We start from the raw sequence: 14,510 nt of genomic DNA on the forward strand, positions 1-14,510 counted from the left end.
TCGCGGCTCGCGCCGAGTGGCGCATAATTCACGATTTCACGATTCCGGTGGGTGGAGGACTTCGTCTAACGTGTTGTCTGGCGGGGCGTGCACGTTTAGCATTCCCAAAAAATCGAACGATCATTCAGAAATTCAGGAGACGGTATGGAAAAGCTGTGGCTGAAACATTATCCGGCGGGCGTACCGGCAGAGATCGACGCCAGTCAGTTCCGTTCGCTGGCCCAGTTGCTCGAGGAATCGTTCCGTACCTACGCCGACCGCCGCGCCTTCATCTGCATGGACCGCGCCATTACCTATGGCGAGCTGGACCAGCTGTCCAGGCACTTCGCGGCCTGGCTCCAGTCGCGCGGCCTGCGCCCCGGCGCGCGCGTGGCCATCATGATGCCGAACGTGCTCCAGTACCCGGTGGTGCTGGCCGCCGTGCTGCGCGCCGGCTACGTGGTGGTCAACGTCAACCCGCTCTACACGCCGCGTGAACTGGAACACCAGTTGAAGGACAGCGGCGCCGAGGCCATCGTCATCCTCGAGAACTTTGCCGCCACGCTCCAGGCCGTGCTGCCGGCCACGCCGGTGAAGCACGTGGTGGTGGCCAGCATGGGCGACATGCTCGGCACCGTGAAGGGCGCCGTGGTCAATTTCGTCGTGCGCAACGTCAAGAAGATGGTGCCGGCGTGGGAGCTGCCGCACTGCGTGCGCTTCAACGACGTGCTGGCCGAGGGCGCCAACATGACGCTGAAGCCGGTGGACACCGGCCCGGACGACATCGCCTTCCTGCAATACACGGGCGGCACCACGGGGATCTCGAAGGGCGCCACGCTGCTGCACCGGAACATTGTGTCGAACGTGTTGCAATCCGAAGCCTGGATGCAGCCGGCGCTGGCCAAGGGCGCACCGATCGACCAGGTCATCACGATCACCGCGCTGCCGCTGTATCACATCTTCGCGCTGACGGTCTGCTGCCTGCTGGGCATGCGCAGCGGCGGGCTGAGCATCCTGATTCCGAACCCGCGCGACATCCCGGGCTTCGTCAAGGAACTCCAGAAGTACAAGTTCAACATGTTCCCGGCAGTGAACACGCTCTACAACGCGCTGCTGAACCATCCGGACATCGGCAAGGTCGATTTCTCGGGCCTGCGCGTGGCTAACGGTGGCGGCATGGCGGTGCAGGAGGCGGTGGCCAAGAACTGGCTGGCCAAGACCGGCTGCCCGGTCATCGAGGGCTACGGGCTGTCCGAGACCTCGCCGTCGGCCACCTGCAACCCCACGGACACGGACATCTTCTCGGGCACCATCGGCCTGCCGCTGCCTTCCACCGAGGTGTCGATCCGCGACGACGACGGCAACGAACTGCCGCTCGGCCAGCCGGGCGAGATCTGCCTGCGTGGCCCGCAGGTGATGGCCGGCTACTGGAATCGCCCGGACGAGACGGCCAAGGTCATGACGCCGGACGGCTTCTTCAAGACCGGCGACATCGGCATCATGGACGAGCGCGGCTACACCAAGATCGTCGATCGCAAGAAGGACATGATCCTGGTGTCGGGCTTCAATGTGTATCCGAACGAGGTCGAAGGCGTGGTCGCGGAGTGCCCGGGCGTGCTGGAAGTGGCTGCTGTCGGGGTGCCGGACCAGCATTCGGGCGAGGTGGTGAAGCTGTTCGTGGTGAAGAAGGACCCGGCGCTGTCCGAGGCCGATGTCATCGCGTTCTGCAAGGAACGGCTCACCGGCTACAAGCGGCCGAAGTACGTCGAGTTCCGCACCGAGCTGCCCAAGACCAACGTCGGCAAGATCCTGCGTCGCGAACTGCGCGACAGCCGCAAGGCGGCGTAATCCGCTGCATAAGCCGCTGCGTCATCCGCTTCCATCAGCCGGGCGCCCTCAGCACTCGTTCGAGGGCGCGATCAGCGGCTGGGGCGCGCCGTCCGGATAGATCACGCGGGCGCAGGCGCCCGGCTCCAGGCCGGCCAGCGCCGGCGCGTTGACGTTCACCACAGTGCCGTCCGCGGCCTGCACCTTGTACAGGAACAGGTCGATCTGCTGCGGCGGCCGGCGGTTGAACAGCTGCGTCAGGTCGATCGAAAATCCCAGTCCCACGGCGCCGCCGCCGTGCCCGCCTCCGCCGCCGACACCGGCGGCTCCCACGCCCACGCCATAGCCGGGGTAGCCGCCCCCATCGGGCACCTCCACACGGGTCAGGTACGTCCTCTCGATCACGCGGCCCAGCTTGATCGTGGCGTTTATGGGCGTCACCTGCGGCGCCACCTGCGGGGCGGCTGGTGACGTCGGGGCGCAGCCGGACAAGGCTGCCGCCACGGCGGCCGTGGCAAGGGTCAGGATCGGGCGGAACAGGGTTTTCATGGCATCTCAGCCGGTAAGGCTGGTCTTGAGCCGGCCCAGCAGGCGGAACAGCGCGCGGCGGTCCGTCTCGGCCAGTCCGGAAAACAGTTGTTCCACCCAGGCCTCGTGCGCGCGGGCCATGCGCGAGAACGCTTCGCGGCCGGCAGGGGTCAGGCGGATCAGGTAGGCGCGGCGGTCCGTGGGCAGCGCCTCGCGCGTGACCAGGCCCTCCTGCTGGAGCTGGTCGGTGATGCCGGTGACGTTGCCGCCGGTCACCATCATCCGGCGGGACAACTCGCCCATCTTGAGGCCCTCGGGGTGGCGGTCGAGCTGGGACATCAGGTCGAAGCGCGGCAGCGTGACCGCGAACTCCTGGCGCAGCCGCGAGCGGATGTCGCCCTCCACGAGGTTGGTGCAGGTCAGCAGGCGCAGCCAGAGGCGCAAGGCCTCGTGGCTGGTCTCGCCGACGCGGGTCTCGAGATCTACCGGCGCAAGGTCGGCACTCGGGGGCGCCGCGTGGGCTGTGGGCGAAGTGGGCATTGCGATACCAGGACAGGCAAAACGTTTGATGCCTCAAGTATATGCGCTGGGCTGGTGCAATGCCCCGGGGATCGGCGCCCTTAGTTGGCGCCCTCAGTTGACGTCCTTAATCGACCTTGGCGCCCGAGTCCTTCACCACCTTCGCCCATTTGGTCGTTTCGGCCCGGATGAACGCGGCGAACTGCTCGGGCGTGTTGCCGACCGGATCGGCGCCCTGGGCCAGCATGCGCTCCCGCACGGCCGGCGTGGCCAGGCTCTTGGCCACTTCCTGCTGGATGCGGTGGACGATGTCGCCTGGCGTGCCAGCCGGCGCCAGCAGGCCGAACCACGAGCTGGCCTCGAAGTTCGGCAGCTTGGCGGCCGCCGCCACGGTCGGCAGGTCGGGCAGGGCCGGCGACGGCTTGGCGCTGGTCACGGCCAGTGCCTTGAGCTTGCCGCTCTTGATCAGTTGCATCGACGAGGGCAGGTTGTCGAACATCAACTGCATGGTGCCGCCGGACAGGTCGGTGAGCGCCGGGCCGCTGCCACGGTACGGGAAGTGGACCATGAAGGTCTTGGTCTGGGTCTTGAACAGCTCGCCGGCCAGGTGGATGGACGTGCCGTTGCCGCTCGAGGCCATGTTCAGCTTGCCCGGATTGGCGCGCGCGTAGGCGATCAGGTCATTCACGCTGTTGATCTTGTTCTGCTGCGCGAAGGCCGGGTTCACCACCAGCACGTTCGGCACCGACGCCACCTCGGTGATCGGCACGAAATCCTTGATCGGATCGAACGGCAGCTTGGCGTAGAGCGACTGGTTGATGCCGTGCGTGCCGACGGTGCCCATCAGCAGGGTGTAGCCGTCCGGGGCGGATTTGGCGACGATGTCCGTGCCGATATTGCCGCCCGCGCCGGGTTTGTTGTCGACCACCACGTTCCAGCCTGGCAGCTTGGACAGTTCGGCGGCCACGGCCCGCGCGAGGATGTCGGTGGTGCCGCCGGCCGGGAAGGGCACCACGAGGCGGATCGGCTTGTTCGGGTACGGATCGGCGGCAAACGCGGTGGACGCGGGCAGGGCGAGGGAAGCCAGGGCGGCGGACAGCAGCAGCGCAAGGGCGCGCCGGCGGGGGTGGTGCATGAGGGGTCTCCTGTTGGCGGCCGGCTGTCTGGTCTTCCGGTCTCGGGGCCATTCTAGTCTTGCCAGCACCACTTCGCGGATGAGGTGAAGCCCTTACCGGTCATGCCACGCCATGCCACGGAAACGAAAAAAGGCGCCCGCAGGCGCCTTTCCTCCCCAAACTGCCTCAGGTCAGAACTTGTGGCGGACACCGAGTGCCACGCCGATCTGGCTGTTCTTGCCCTGTTGCATGAAGTAGCCGTTGGCGAAGCTCACGGCCGAGGTGTCGAAGTTCAGGCCCGAGTTCTTGGCGTAGCCGGCCGTCAGGTAGACGTCGGTGCGCTTCGAGAAGTTGTAGTCGGCGATGAAGCTGACCTGCCACGGGTTGGCCGGGTTGTCGGCGACGAAGGCGTTGGAGGCGCGCAGCGTCTTCAGGTCGTCATAGAAGTACGCCAGCGTCAGGCCCAGCGGGGCGGTGACCTGGTAGTTCAGGCCGGCCCAGTAGTAGTTGTCGCGCTGGAGCGTGTTGCCGCCGTTGTCCTCGATCAGGCCGTAGCGGTAGCCCAGCATCGCCTTGAACGGGCCGAACGTGTAGCTGCCGGCCGTGCCGATCTTGCGCGACTTGCCCGCCGAGCCGATCGTGGTGGCGGGACGCCATTCGTCGTAGGCCACCGTCAGGCCGAATGGGCCGGACAGGTACAGCAGGCCGGCGCCGCCGCCCGCGTTGTTGTTGAAGTTGCCGGCGGCTTCGCCAGCCCCCGCGTTGGCCAGCGGCACGGGGCCGATGGCGGCCACGCCGGTGCCGAAGCTCCAGTGCGCCTCGGCCGTGACCGGGCCGAACACGGCGGTGTACTTGACCGTGTTGTCCGAACGGAAGTTGGTACCCAGCTGGGCCACCACCGGTTCGTAGAGCGTGGCGTAGCCGGTCGGCGAGAAGTTCGCGAACATATCGAACATCGTCGTGTACTGGCGACCGAAGGTCAGGCGGCCGAGCTTGTCGCTCTGCATGCCCACGTAAGCCTGACGACCGAACAGGCGGCCGCCTTGCTGCGAGCGGCCATCGTCGAGGCCAAAACCGGATTCCAGCACGAACAGCGCCTTCAGGCCGCCACCCAGGTCTTCGGTGCCGCGCAGGCCCCAACGCGAGCCGGACAGGCCGCCGCCGGTCTGCAGGCCGACGCGGCTGCCGCCACCGGCCAGCGAAGGCGGGCGGCCATTCGGGCCCCACGTCGCCGGATTGGTGTTGAAGCCCGGTGCCAGGTGGTTGTTATATTCGATCGGCACGTCCACGACGCCGTACAGCGTCACGCTCGTCTGGGCGTTTGCCGCGCTGGCAAACGCGCCCATCGCGGCAAGCGCGATTAGCGACTTTTTCATGCTGGGTTATCTCCACTTAAGAATTATTAGATGAAGCGCCGAAGAACCTCCTGAGCCCTCTCTCCACTCTTCTGCGCTTAACTTCCATGGAAGCTGTCGGTCACTCTAGCAAAAGCGCGCATTTTGTTGACCCTGAGGTAAACGTCTTGTCTTGTTTTCACAACTCAGGGTTTCTGGGTACGGAAAACCAGTCCCGGCGTAGCGTTGCGGGCTGCTCGCGGCTTGCCGCCGGGGGCGTGCGGACGGGTGCCGGGTACAATGCGGGGAAATCCCGAGGCGCTGCCGGCCCCGGTCTCCCCCATTGGTGGGGGATCGGATCGGGGGCATGAAATGCCGCTCAAACGGGTGCTTGAAGCTTGACGCATCACTGATTGACCGAAATCGACACGACATCGCAGACATGGATACGCTGATCCGAGAATTCGACGTGGCGCTGCGCGCCATCGCGGGCGCGACCCGGGCCGGCCGGCCGAACCCGGCTGACCGCCTCGCGCCGGAGACGGACGAACTGAGCGCGGATGCGCGCCGGCATGTGGCCGGGCTGATGCGTATCAACCATGTCGGCGAGGTCTGCGCCCAGGCCCTGTACCAGGCGCAGAAGATCACGGCGCGCACCGCGCCGGTGCGGGCGCAGATGGATGCCGCCGCGCGCGAGGAGGAAGACCACCTCGCCTGGTGCGCCGAGCGCCTGCGCGAACTCGGCTCGCGTCCGAGCCTGCTGAACCCGGTCTGGTACGCGGGCGCGTTCGCCATCGGCTTCCTGGCCGGTCGCGCCGGTGACCGCGTGAGCCTGGGCTTCGTCGCCGAGACCGAGCGCCAGGTCGAGCATCACCTGACCGGCCACCTCGACCAACTGCCGCCCGCCGATGGCCGCAGCCGCGCCATCCTCGAACAGATGCGCGACGACGAGATCCGCCACGGCGACGCCGCGCGCGATGCCGGCGGCCTGCCGCTGCCCGCCCCGGTACGCGCGCTGATGCGTGCCGCCTCGCGCGTGATGACCACTACCGCCTATCGCATCTGAATCCCGGCGGCCGACCTGATCGGCTGCCCGCCCGGCCTGTGGAAAAGTCCCGTGAGCCCTTGTGCAATCGGGGCTCGCGGCAAAACGTTGTATCCTTCGCGACAGCGCGGAACGGAATTCGCCCAGCGTTGTCGGCAGTCCCTCCCTCGGCAGTTCTCAGGTGGTTTCTCTGCTTTGCTCCCTAAGATCTTCATTTCATTAAGGATTCACTTTCGTGGTGCGTGAAGTCAACGCGCTAAGTCTTTGTTCTGATTCAAAAAACCCCGTTTTTCGCCCGATGGCGAGCCTTGACCCGCTATACCGCTTCCTCTAAAGTGGGAAATAGTGTGAGGAAGTGTATTTTTGTGTGATCAACCGGCCCGCGTCTGCGATGATTCGAACAGACCGGACAGGGTGGTTCGACCTGCCGCACGGCGCGTAAGCCGTCGGCAATCGGGGGGCATAGCTTGTTTCAGGGAGCATCGGCGCTGTCGCTCGATGCCAAGGGTCGGATGTCAATTCCGGCCAGGCACCGCGAAGCGCTGCAACAGCAGGCCGAAGGCCGGGTGACGCTGACCAAGCACCCGGATGGATGCCTGTTGCTCTTTCCCCGCCCCGAGTGGGAGACCTTCCGTAGCCGTATCGCGGCACTGCCGATGGATGCGCACTGGTGGAAGCGGATCTTCCTGGGCAACGCCGCCGACGTGGAAATGGATGGCGCGGGCCGTGTGCTGATTGCACCGGAACTGCGCAGTGCCGCCATGCTCGACAAGGAAGTCATGCTGCTCGGTATGGGCAGCCATTTCGAAGTCTGGGACGCCGCCACCTACGCCGCCAAGGAACAGCAGGCGATGGCACAAGGCATGCCGGACGCATTGAAGAATTTCTCTTTCTGAAGAGGTCATGAGCCCTACCGGAACGCCGGGGTCCACCACCCTGCGCCATCGCACCGTGTTGCTGGACGAGGCCGTCGAGGCGCTCGTCTGGCGGCCCGACGGCGCCTACGTGGACGGCACGTTCGGCAGGGGCGGGCACAGCCGGGCGATTCTGGCCCGGCTGGGGCCAGCCGGCACCCTCGTCGCGTTCGACAAGGATCCGGCAGCAATCGCAGAAGCGGGCACCATCGGGGATGCCCGCTTCTCCATTGAGCACGCGAGCTTTGGCGACATGGCCGGGCGGCTGGCCGGCCGTGGTCCGCTGGCGGGCGTGCTGCTCGACCTGGGAATCAGCTCGCCCCAGATCGACGAGGCGGCGAGGGGGTTTTCCTTTCGTTTCGAGGGCCCGCTGGACATGCGCATGGACACCACGCGCGGCATGACTGCCGCCGAGTGGCTTGCACAGGCGGACGAGCAAGACATTGCCAGGGTGATACGAGACTATGGGGAAGAACGGTTTGCTGTACAGATTGCAAAGGCGATTGTTGCTCGCCGGAGCGAACCCGGCGATGGCGGAGCACTCGCCACTACTTCAGACCTTGCCGCGCTCGTGGCGAAAGCCGTCAAAACACGCGAGAAGGGTCAGGACCCTGCGACCCGCACCTTTCAAGCTCTACGGATTCACATCAATCAAGAGCTTGCGGACCTCGAGGCCGGGCTGAAGGCGGCTTACGAGCTGTTGCAGGTGGGGGGCCGCCTCGTGGTGATCAGTTTCCATTCGCTCGAGGACCGCATCGTCAAGCGGTTCATGCAGGCGCACGCGCGTCCGCAGCAGGACGCCGACCCCGCGCTGCGCCGCGCGCCCCTGCGTGCGGCCGACCTGCCGCAGCCCACGCTCAAGCTGCTGGGCCGCTTCAAGCCCGGCGCCGATGAGGTGGCCGAGAACCCCCGCGCCCGCTCCGCCGTGATGCGCGTGGCCGAAAAGCTGCCGGAGGCCCGCCCGGCATGAATCGCCTGACCTTCTTCCTCCTTGCCGCCCTCCTGCTCTGCGCGCTGTCCCTGGTCAGCGCGCAGCACCAGGCGCGCACGCTGTTCGTGGCGCTGGAGCGCGCGCAGTCCGAGGAGAAGCAGCTCGATATCGACTGGTCGCGCCTGCAGTACCAGCAGAGCGCGCTCGGCAAGAGCGCGCGCATTGCCGATGCCGCGCGCACCCAGCTCAGGATGGCGCCGGCGCTGGCCGGCCGTACCCAGTACCTGCAGGGCGTGGTGCTGCCCAACACGCCGCCTGATGCGGAAAAGCCGGCCGAAAAACCCGCCGCCGGGGGAGCCGCCAAATGAGCATGGCCCGCCCCTCGCTGAACCGCGCCCGCACTGGCCGCCAGGCGGCTGGGGGCGCCGCGCGCCCGCGCACCGGCCAGTTCTCCGCCAGCCCGGTGCTGGGCCTGCGCCTGCCGATGTGGCGCTCCAAGCTGGTCGTGTTCCTGATGTTCGCCGCGTTCCTGGCGCTGGCCGCCCGCGCGCTGTGGATCCAGGGCCCCGGCAACCAGTTCTATGAGGCCGAGGGCAAGAAGCGCTTCCAGCGCACGCTCGAGCTGCCCGCCACGCGCGGCAAGATCCTGGACCGCAACGGGCTGGTGCTGGCCACCAGCCTGCCGGTCAAGGCGATCTGGGCCGTGCCCGAGGACGTCTCTAGCGACATCGAGCCGCAGCGCATCCGCCAGCTGGCGAAGCTGCTGGAGATGTCCGAGAAGGAACTCAAGGCCAAGCTTTCCGAAGACAAGAGCTTCGTCTACCTGAAGCGGCAGGTGCTGCCTGACGCCGCCGACAAGATCGCCGCGCTCAAGATCGAGGGCGTGCACCAGACGCGCGAATACAAGCGGTTCTACCCGGAAGGCGAGGCGATGGCGCACATCGTCGGCTTCACCAATGTCGAGGACAAGGGCCAGGAAGGCGTGGAACTGGCGCGCGAAAGCGTGCTGGCCGGCCGCTCGGGCGCGCGCCAGGTCATCAAGGACCGGCTCGGCCGGGTGGTGGAGGACGTCGGCATCCTGAAGACCCCGCGCGACGGCGAGGACATGCAGCTGTCCATCGACGCCAAGATCCAGTACCTGGCCTACAACGAGGTCAAGGCCGTGGCCGAGCGCAGCAAGGCGAAGGCGGCCAGCGCCGTGGTGCTCGACGCCCAGACCGGCGAGGTGCTGGCGCTGGCCAACTGGCCTACCTACAACCCGAACGACCGCACGCGCCTCTCCGGCGAGCAACTGCGCAACCGGGTGCTGACCGATACCTTCGAGCCCGGCTCGATGATGAAGCCGATCTCGATCGGGCTGGCGCTGCAGCTGGGCCGCGTCACGCCGTCCACGGTGGTGGCCACCACGGGCAAGTACCAGTTCGAGGGCGCCACGATCAGCGACACCCACAACTACGGCGCGCTGACGGTGTCGGGCGTGATCCAGAAGTCGAGCAACATCGGCACGACCAAGATCGCGATGCTGATGAAGCCGCAGGAAATGTGGGATATGTATACCAGCCTCGGCCTGGGGCAGGCGCCGAAGATCGGCTTCCCGGGCGCCGTGGCCGGCCGCGTGCGGCCCTGGAAGAGCTGGCGCCCGATCGAACAGGCGACGATGTCGTACGGCTACGGCCTGTCGGTGTCACTGTTCCAGGTAGCACACGCCTACACGATCTTCGCCCATGACGGCGAGCTGATCCCGGTGTCGATCTTCAAGACCAACGGCCCGGCCACCGGCGAGCGCATCCTCAAGCCGCAGGTGGCGCGCGATGTGCGCGGCATGCTGGAAACCGTGACCGCGCCGGGCGGCACCGCGCCCGAGGCCCAGGTGATGGGCTACCGCGTGGGCGGCAAGACCGGTACGGCGTACAAGCACGTGGGACGCGGCTACGACCGCAGCAAGTACCGCGCGTCGTTCATCGGCCTGGCGCCGATGTCCAACCCGCGCGTGATCGTGGCGGTCAGCGTGGACGAGCCGACCGTCGGCAGCCACTACGGCGGCGCGGTGGCCGGCCCGGTCTTCGCGGCGATCACCGGCGGGGCGCTGCGGGCGCTGAACGTGCAGCCCGATTCGCCGATCCGCCAGTTGATGGTGACGGACAAGGTGCAGGAGAGCGAACCATGGGCCGCGACGCCATGACGGCCAAGCCGCTGCTCCCCCTCGAAGTGTCCGTCCAGGCCAGCAACGCGCTGGCCTGGCTGCGTACGCACGCACCGGTCACGGCCCGGCTCACCGGCGATACGCGCCGCCTGCAGCCCGGCGATGTGTTCTTCGCCTACGTGCTCGGTAACGATCGGCTGGCCACGGACGGCCGGCCCCATATCGACAAGGCCATCGCCGCTGGCGCCTCGGCCATCGTCCATGAAGCCGATGGCTACGCCTGGACGCATGGCGATGCCGTGCCGCACCTGGCGGTCTCCCAACTGCACGAACTGGCCGGCCCGATTGCCGCCGGCTGGCATGGCGTGGCCGCACGCGGCCTGACCGTGACCGGCATCACCGGGACCAACGGCAAGACCTCGTGCGCGCAATGGCTGGCCCGCCTGCTCCAGGCCACCGGCACGCGCTGCGCCACCATCGGTACGCTCGGCACCGGCTTCCCCGATGCCCTGCAGGCCACCGGCTTCACCACGCCGGACGCCGTCCAGCTTCAGGCCAGCCTGGCCGACCTCCACGATGCCGGCGCGCGCGCCATCGCCATGGAAGTGTCGTCGCACGGCCTGGAACAGGGCCGCGTGGCCGGCACCGGGTTTGCCGTGGCCGTGCTGACCAACCTGACGCAGGACCACCTGGACTACCACGGCACCATGGCCGAGTACGAGGCGGCCAAGGCGCGCCTGTTCCAGTGGGATGGCCTGCGCGCCGCCGTGATCAACCGCGATGACGCCATGGGCCGCCGTCTGCTGGCCGGCAACGCCGCCGCCGTGACCGCGCCGCAGGTGATCGAATATGGGATCGACGGCGCCGCCGGCGCCTCCGCCGCCCGCGGCCAGTGGCTGCGCGCCTCCGGGGTGCGCGCCACGGCCAGCGGCACCGCCTTCCACCTCGACGGCAGCTTCGGCAGCGCCGACGTGACCACGCCGATGATCGGCAATTTCAACGTCAGCAACCTGCTGGCCGTGCTCGGCGCCGCGCTGGCGCAGGGCGTGGCGTGGGATGCTGCGCTCGCCGCGCTGCGCACCCTGACGCCGGTGGACGGCCGCATGGAACTGTTTGGCGGGCAGGACGCCCCGCTGGCGGTGGTCGACTATGCCCACACGCCGGACGCCCTCGCGCAGACGCTGGCCGCGCTGCGCCCGGTGGCCGAGGCCCGTCAGGGCCGGCTCTGGTGCGTGTTCGGCTGCGGCGGTGACCGCGACGCCACCAAGCGCCCGCTGATGGGCGGCGTGGCCGAGCGCCTTGCCGACGACATCATCCTGACCAGCGACAACCCGCGCAGCGAAGATCCGCGCGACATCCTCGAGGCCATCGCCGACGGCATGCAGGACCGTGCCCGCGCCCGGCTGGTCGAGGATCGCGCCGCCGCCATCCTCTATGCCATCAAGCACGCGGCCACGGCCGACGTGGTGCTGGTGGCCGGCAAGGGCCATGAGGCCACGCAGGAGATCCAGGGCAAGAAGCGCCCGTTCTCCGACCGCGAGCACGTGCGCCTGACGCTGGGCACCCGGGGGGTGTCGGCATGAACCAGACCACGATGACCAATTTGCAGCAAGCCGCCGGCTGGATGGCCGGCGCCCGTGTGGTGGGTGATGCCTCGCGCACGTTCACGCGCGTGCACACCGACAGCCGTACCGTCGAGCCCGGCGACCTGTTTGTCGCGCTCCAGGGCGAACGCTTCGACGCCCATGATTTCCTGGCCGATGTGATCGCGCGCGGCGCGGCTGCCGTGCTGGTGAGCCGCGAGACCGGCCTCGACGTGCCGGCCATCGTCGTACCGGACACGCGCATCGGCCTGGGCGAACTGGGCGCCGGCTGGCGCCGCCAGTTCACGCTGCCCACCGTGGCCGTGACCGGCAGCAACGGCAAGACCACGGTCAAGGAAATGATCGCGGCGATCTTCGCCGCCGCCGTGGGCGAGTCAGACCGGCTGGCCACGGGGGGCAACCTGAACAACGATATCGGCCTGCCGCTGACGGTGCTGCGCCTGCGCGCGCACCACAAGCTGGCGGTGCTGGAACTCGGCATGAACCATCCGGGCGAGACGGTCTACCTGGCCGGCATCGCCCAGCCGACTGTGGCCGTGATCACCAACGCCCAGCGCGAGCACCAGGAATTCATGGTCAGCGTGGAGGCGGTGGCGCACGAGCACGCCAGCGCGCTGGCCGCGCTGCCGGCCGATGGCGTGGCGGTGTTCCCGCTGGATGCCGAGAGCGGCGGCGCGCATGCACAGATCTGGCGCCAGGCAGCGGCCGGACGGCGGGTGATGGCTTTCGGGACCGATCCGTCGGCCGACGTGCGTGCCACGGTGTCGCTCGATGACGGCGTGCAGGTGCTCCACGTGACCGCGCCCGGCCAGACTTTCGACCTGCGCCTGCAGCTGCTGGGCGCTCACAACGTGCGCAACGCGCTGGCCGCCACGGCCTGCGCGCTGGCGGCGGGCGTGGACGTGGCCGCCATCCAGGCTGGCATCGCCGGCTTCACGGCCGTGAAGGGCCGGCTGCAGGTCAGGCACACGGCGGGCGGCACGGTCCTGATCGACGACACCTACAACGCGAACCCGGATTCCATGCGCGCCGCCATCGACGTGCTGGCCGGGTTTGCCGCGCCGCGCCTGCTGGTGCTGGGCGACATGGGCGAGGTCGGCAACCAGGGCCCGGCGTTCCATGCCGAGATTGGCGACTACGCGCGCACGCGCGGCATCGAGGCGCTCTGGGCCACGGGCCAGCTGGCGACGCACGCGGTGCAGGCCTACGGGCCGGCGGGCCGCCATTTCGACAAGGCGGACGACCTGGCGCAGGCGCTGGGCGAAGACAAGGAGGGCACGGTAGCCGGGGCATCGGCCGTGCTGGTGAAGGGATCGCGCTTCATGCGCATGGAACGGATGGTCGATGCGCTGGTCGCAACACCTTCCGCTCACTAACTGAAGACACACGATGTTATTGGCTCTGGCCCAGTGGCTGCAAAACGATTACAGCTTCCTGCGGGTCGTCAACTACCTGACTTTCCGCGCGGTGGCGGCCAACCTCACCGCGCTGGTGATCGGCCTCGGCTTCGGGCCGTGGGTGATCCGTCGCCTGACCGAGCTGAAGATCGGCCAGGCCGTGCGCACGATCGGCCCGCAGACCCACCTCGTGAAGTCGGGCACGCCGACCATGGGCGGGGTGCTGGTGCTGCTCTCGATCGGCATCTCCACGCTGCTCTGGTGTGACTGGGGCAACCGCTTCATCTGGGTGGTGCTGCTGGTGACGGTGGGCTACGGCGCCATCGGCTGGGTCGATGACTACCGCAAGGTGGTGTATCGCGACCCGCGCGGCATGTCGAGCCGCGAGAAGTTCTTCTGGCAGACGCTGATCGGGCTGGTGGCGGCGGTCTATCTGGCGTTCTCGGTGTCCGAGGCCAGCAACGTGCGCGTATGGAGCCTGTTCCTGAGCTGGATCGAGGGCGGCATGTGGGCCGATGTGCCGTACAAGACCAACCTGATCGTGCCCTTCTTCAAGGAAGTCAGCTACCCGCTGGGCGTGATGGGCTTCATCGTGCTGACCTATCTCGTGATCGTCGGCTCGAGCAACGCCGTGAACCTGACCGATGGCCTGGACGGCCTGGTGATCATGCCGGTGGTGCTGGTGGGCGGTGGCCTGGGCGTGTTTGCCTATGTGATGGGTAACACGGTCTACAGCAAGTACCTGCTGTTCCCGCACATCCCGGGCGCGGGCGAGCTGCTGATCTTCTGCTCGGCGATGGCCGGGGCGGGGCTGGCGTTCCTCTGGTTCAACGCGCATCCGGCCAAGGTGTTCATGGGCGACGTGGGCGCGCTGGCGCTGGGCGGCGCGCTCGGCACCATCGCCGTGATCGTGCGGCAGGAAATCGTGCTGTTCGTGATGGGCGGCATCTTCGTGGTGGAAACGGTGTCGGTGATGCTCCAGGTGACCTGGTTCAAGTTCACCAAGCGCCGCTACGGCGAGGGCCGGCGGCTGTTCCGCATGGCGCCGCTGCACCACCATTTCGAGCTGAGCGGCTGGAAGGAAACGCAGGTCACCGTGCGGTTCTGGATCATCACGATGCTGCTGGTGCTGATCGGGCTGTCGACGCTGAAGCTGCGTTGACCGGATCCACTC

Annotated in this window: 13 protein-coding genes; 9 read left to right on the forward strand and 4 right to left on the reverse strand. The window is 67.7% G+C overall.

Annotation, left to right across the window (positions count from 1 at the left end):
- Positions 1-144 precede the first annotated feature (144 nt).
- Positions 145-1,827, forward strand: a complete 1,683-nt coding sequence (locus SB751_RS04215) for a long-chain fatty acid--CoA ligase (protein WP_144201229.1) — start codon at positions 145-147, stop codon at positions 1,825-1,827.
- A 48-nt stretch (positions 1,828-1,875) separates the two neighbouring features.
- Here the strand turns inward: SB751_RS04215 and SB751_RS04220 are convergent, their stop codons facing one another.
- From SB751_RS04220 to SB751_RS04235, 4 genes are all read right to left on the reverse strand, one after another.
- On the reverse strand, positions 1,876-2,355 hold the full coding sequence (locus tag SB751_RS04220; RefSeq protein ID WP_144201231.1) for a hypothetical protein: 480 nt from the start codon (positions 2,353-2,355) through the stop codon (positions 1,876-1,878).
- A gap of 6 nt (positions 2,356-2,361) precedes the next feature.
- Entirely contained in the window at positions 2,362-2,874 is a 513-nt protein-coding gene (locus tag SB751_RS04225; protein ID WP_144201233.1) for a MarR family winged helix-turn-helix transcriptional regulator, read from the reverse strand.
- 106 nt (positions 2,875-2,980) lie between these two features.
- The gene (locus SB751_RS04230; RefSeq protein WP_144201235.1) at positions 2,981-3,988 is read right to left on the reverse strand and encodes a tripartite tricarboxylate transporter substrate binding protein; all 1,008 of its coding nucleotides are present in this window, start codon (positions 3,986-3,988) and stop codon (positions 2,981-2,983) included.
- Between the two features lie 171 nt (positions 3,989-4,159).
- Positions 4,160-5,344, reverse strand: a complete 1,185-nt coding sequence (locus tag SB751_RS04235; protein ID WP_144201237.1) for a porin — start codon at positions 5,342-5,344, stop codon at positions 4,160-4,162.
- A gap of 400 nt (positions 5,345-5,744) precedes the next feature.
- Here SB751_RS04235 and coq7 point away from each other — a divergent pair, with 400 nt between their 5' ends.
- The 8 genes from coq7 to mraY all read left to right on the forward strand — a co-directional run bounded on the left by coq7 (position 5,745) and on the right by mraY (position 14,498).
- Positions 5,745-6,368: a 2-polyprenyl-3-methyl-6-methoxy-1,4-benzoquinone monooxygenase gene (gene coq7, locus SB751_RS04240; RefSeq protein WP_092298526.1), complete on the forward strand. Its 624-nt coding sequence runs from the start codon at positions 5,745-5,747 to the stop codon at positions 6,366-6,368.
- Positions 6,369-6,814: 446 nt separating this feature from the next.
- Positions 6,815-7,243 (forward strand): division/cell wall cluster transcriptional repressor MraZ, encoded by a 429-nt coding sequence (gene mraZ, locus SB751_RS04245; protein WP_144201239.1) that lies wholly within the window; start codon positions 6,815-6,817, stop codon positions 7,241-7,243.
- A gap of 7 nt (positions 7,244-7,250) precedes the next feature.
- The gene (gene rsmH, locus SB751_RS04250; protein WP_144201241.1) at positions 7,251-8,231 is read left to right on the forward strand and encodes a 16S rRNA (cytosine(1402)-N(4))-methyltransferase RsmH; all 981 of its coding nucleotides are present in this window, start codon (positions 7,251-7,253) and stop codon (positions 8,229-8,231) included.
- A complete protein-coding gene (gene ftsL, locus SB751_RS04255; RefSeq protein ID WP_144201243.1) occupies positions 8,228-8,560 on the forward strand; it encodes a cell division protein FtsL in 333 nt (110 codons plus the stop codon). The genes rsmH and ftsL overlap by 4 nt, the downstream gene beginning before the upstream one ends.
- On the forward strand, positions 8,557-10,374 hold the full coding sequence (locus SB751_RS04260) for a peptidoglycan D,D-transpeptidase FtsI family protein (RefSeq protein ID WP_211943471.1): 1,818 nt from the start codon (positions 8,557-8,559) through the stop codon (positions 10,372-10,374). Before ftsL ends, SB751_RS04260 begins: the two co-directional genes overlap by 4 nt.
- Positions 10,371-11,918 (forward strand): UDP-N-acetylmuramoyl-L-alanyl-D-glutamate--2,6-diaminopimelate ligase, encoded by a 1,548-nt coding sequence (locus tag SB751_RS04265; protein ID WP_410747879.1) that lies wholly within the window; start codon positions 10,371-10,373, stop codon positions 11,916-11,918. The genes SB751_RS04260 and SB751_RS04265 overlap by 4 nt, the downstream gene beginning before the upstream one ends.
- Entirely contained in the window at positions 11,915-13,315 is a 1,401-nt protein-coding gene (locus SB751_RS04270; protein WP_144201247.1) for a UDP-N-acetylmuramoyl-tripeptide--D-alanyl-D-alanine ligase, read from the forward strand. The genes SB751_RS04265 and SB751_RS04270 overlap by 4 nt, the downstream gene beginning before the upstream one ends.
- Positions 13,316-13,328: 13 nt before the next feature.
- Positions 13,329-14,498, forward strand: coding sequence for a phospho-N-acetylmuramoyl-pentapeptide-transferase (mraY, locus tag SB751_RS04275; RefSeq protein ID WP_092298544.1), 1,170 nt, complete (start codon positions 13,329-13,331; stop codon positions 14,496-14,498).
- Positions 14,499-14,510: the final 12 nt, after the last annotated feature.

It is taken from the genome of Cupriavidus sp. SIMBA_020 (genome assembly GCF_046535395.1).
Lineage (GTDB): Bacteria > Pseudomonadota > Gammaproteobacteria > Burkholderiales > Burkholderiaceae > Cupriavidus > Cupriavidus campinensis.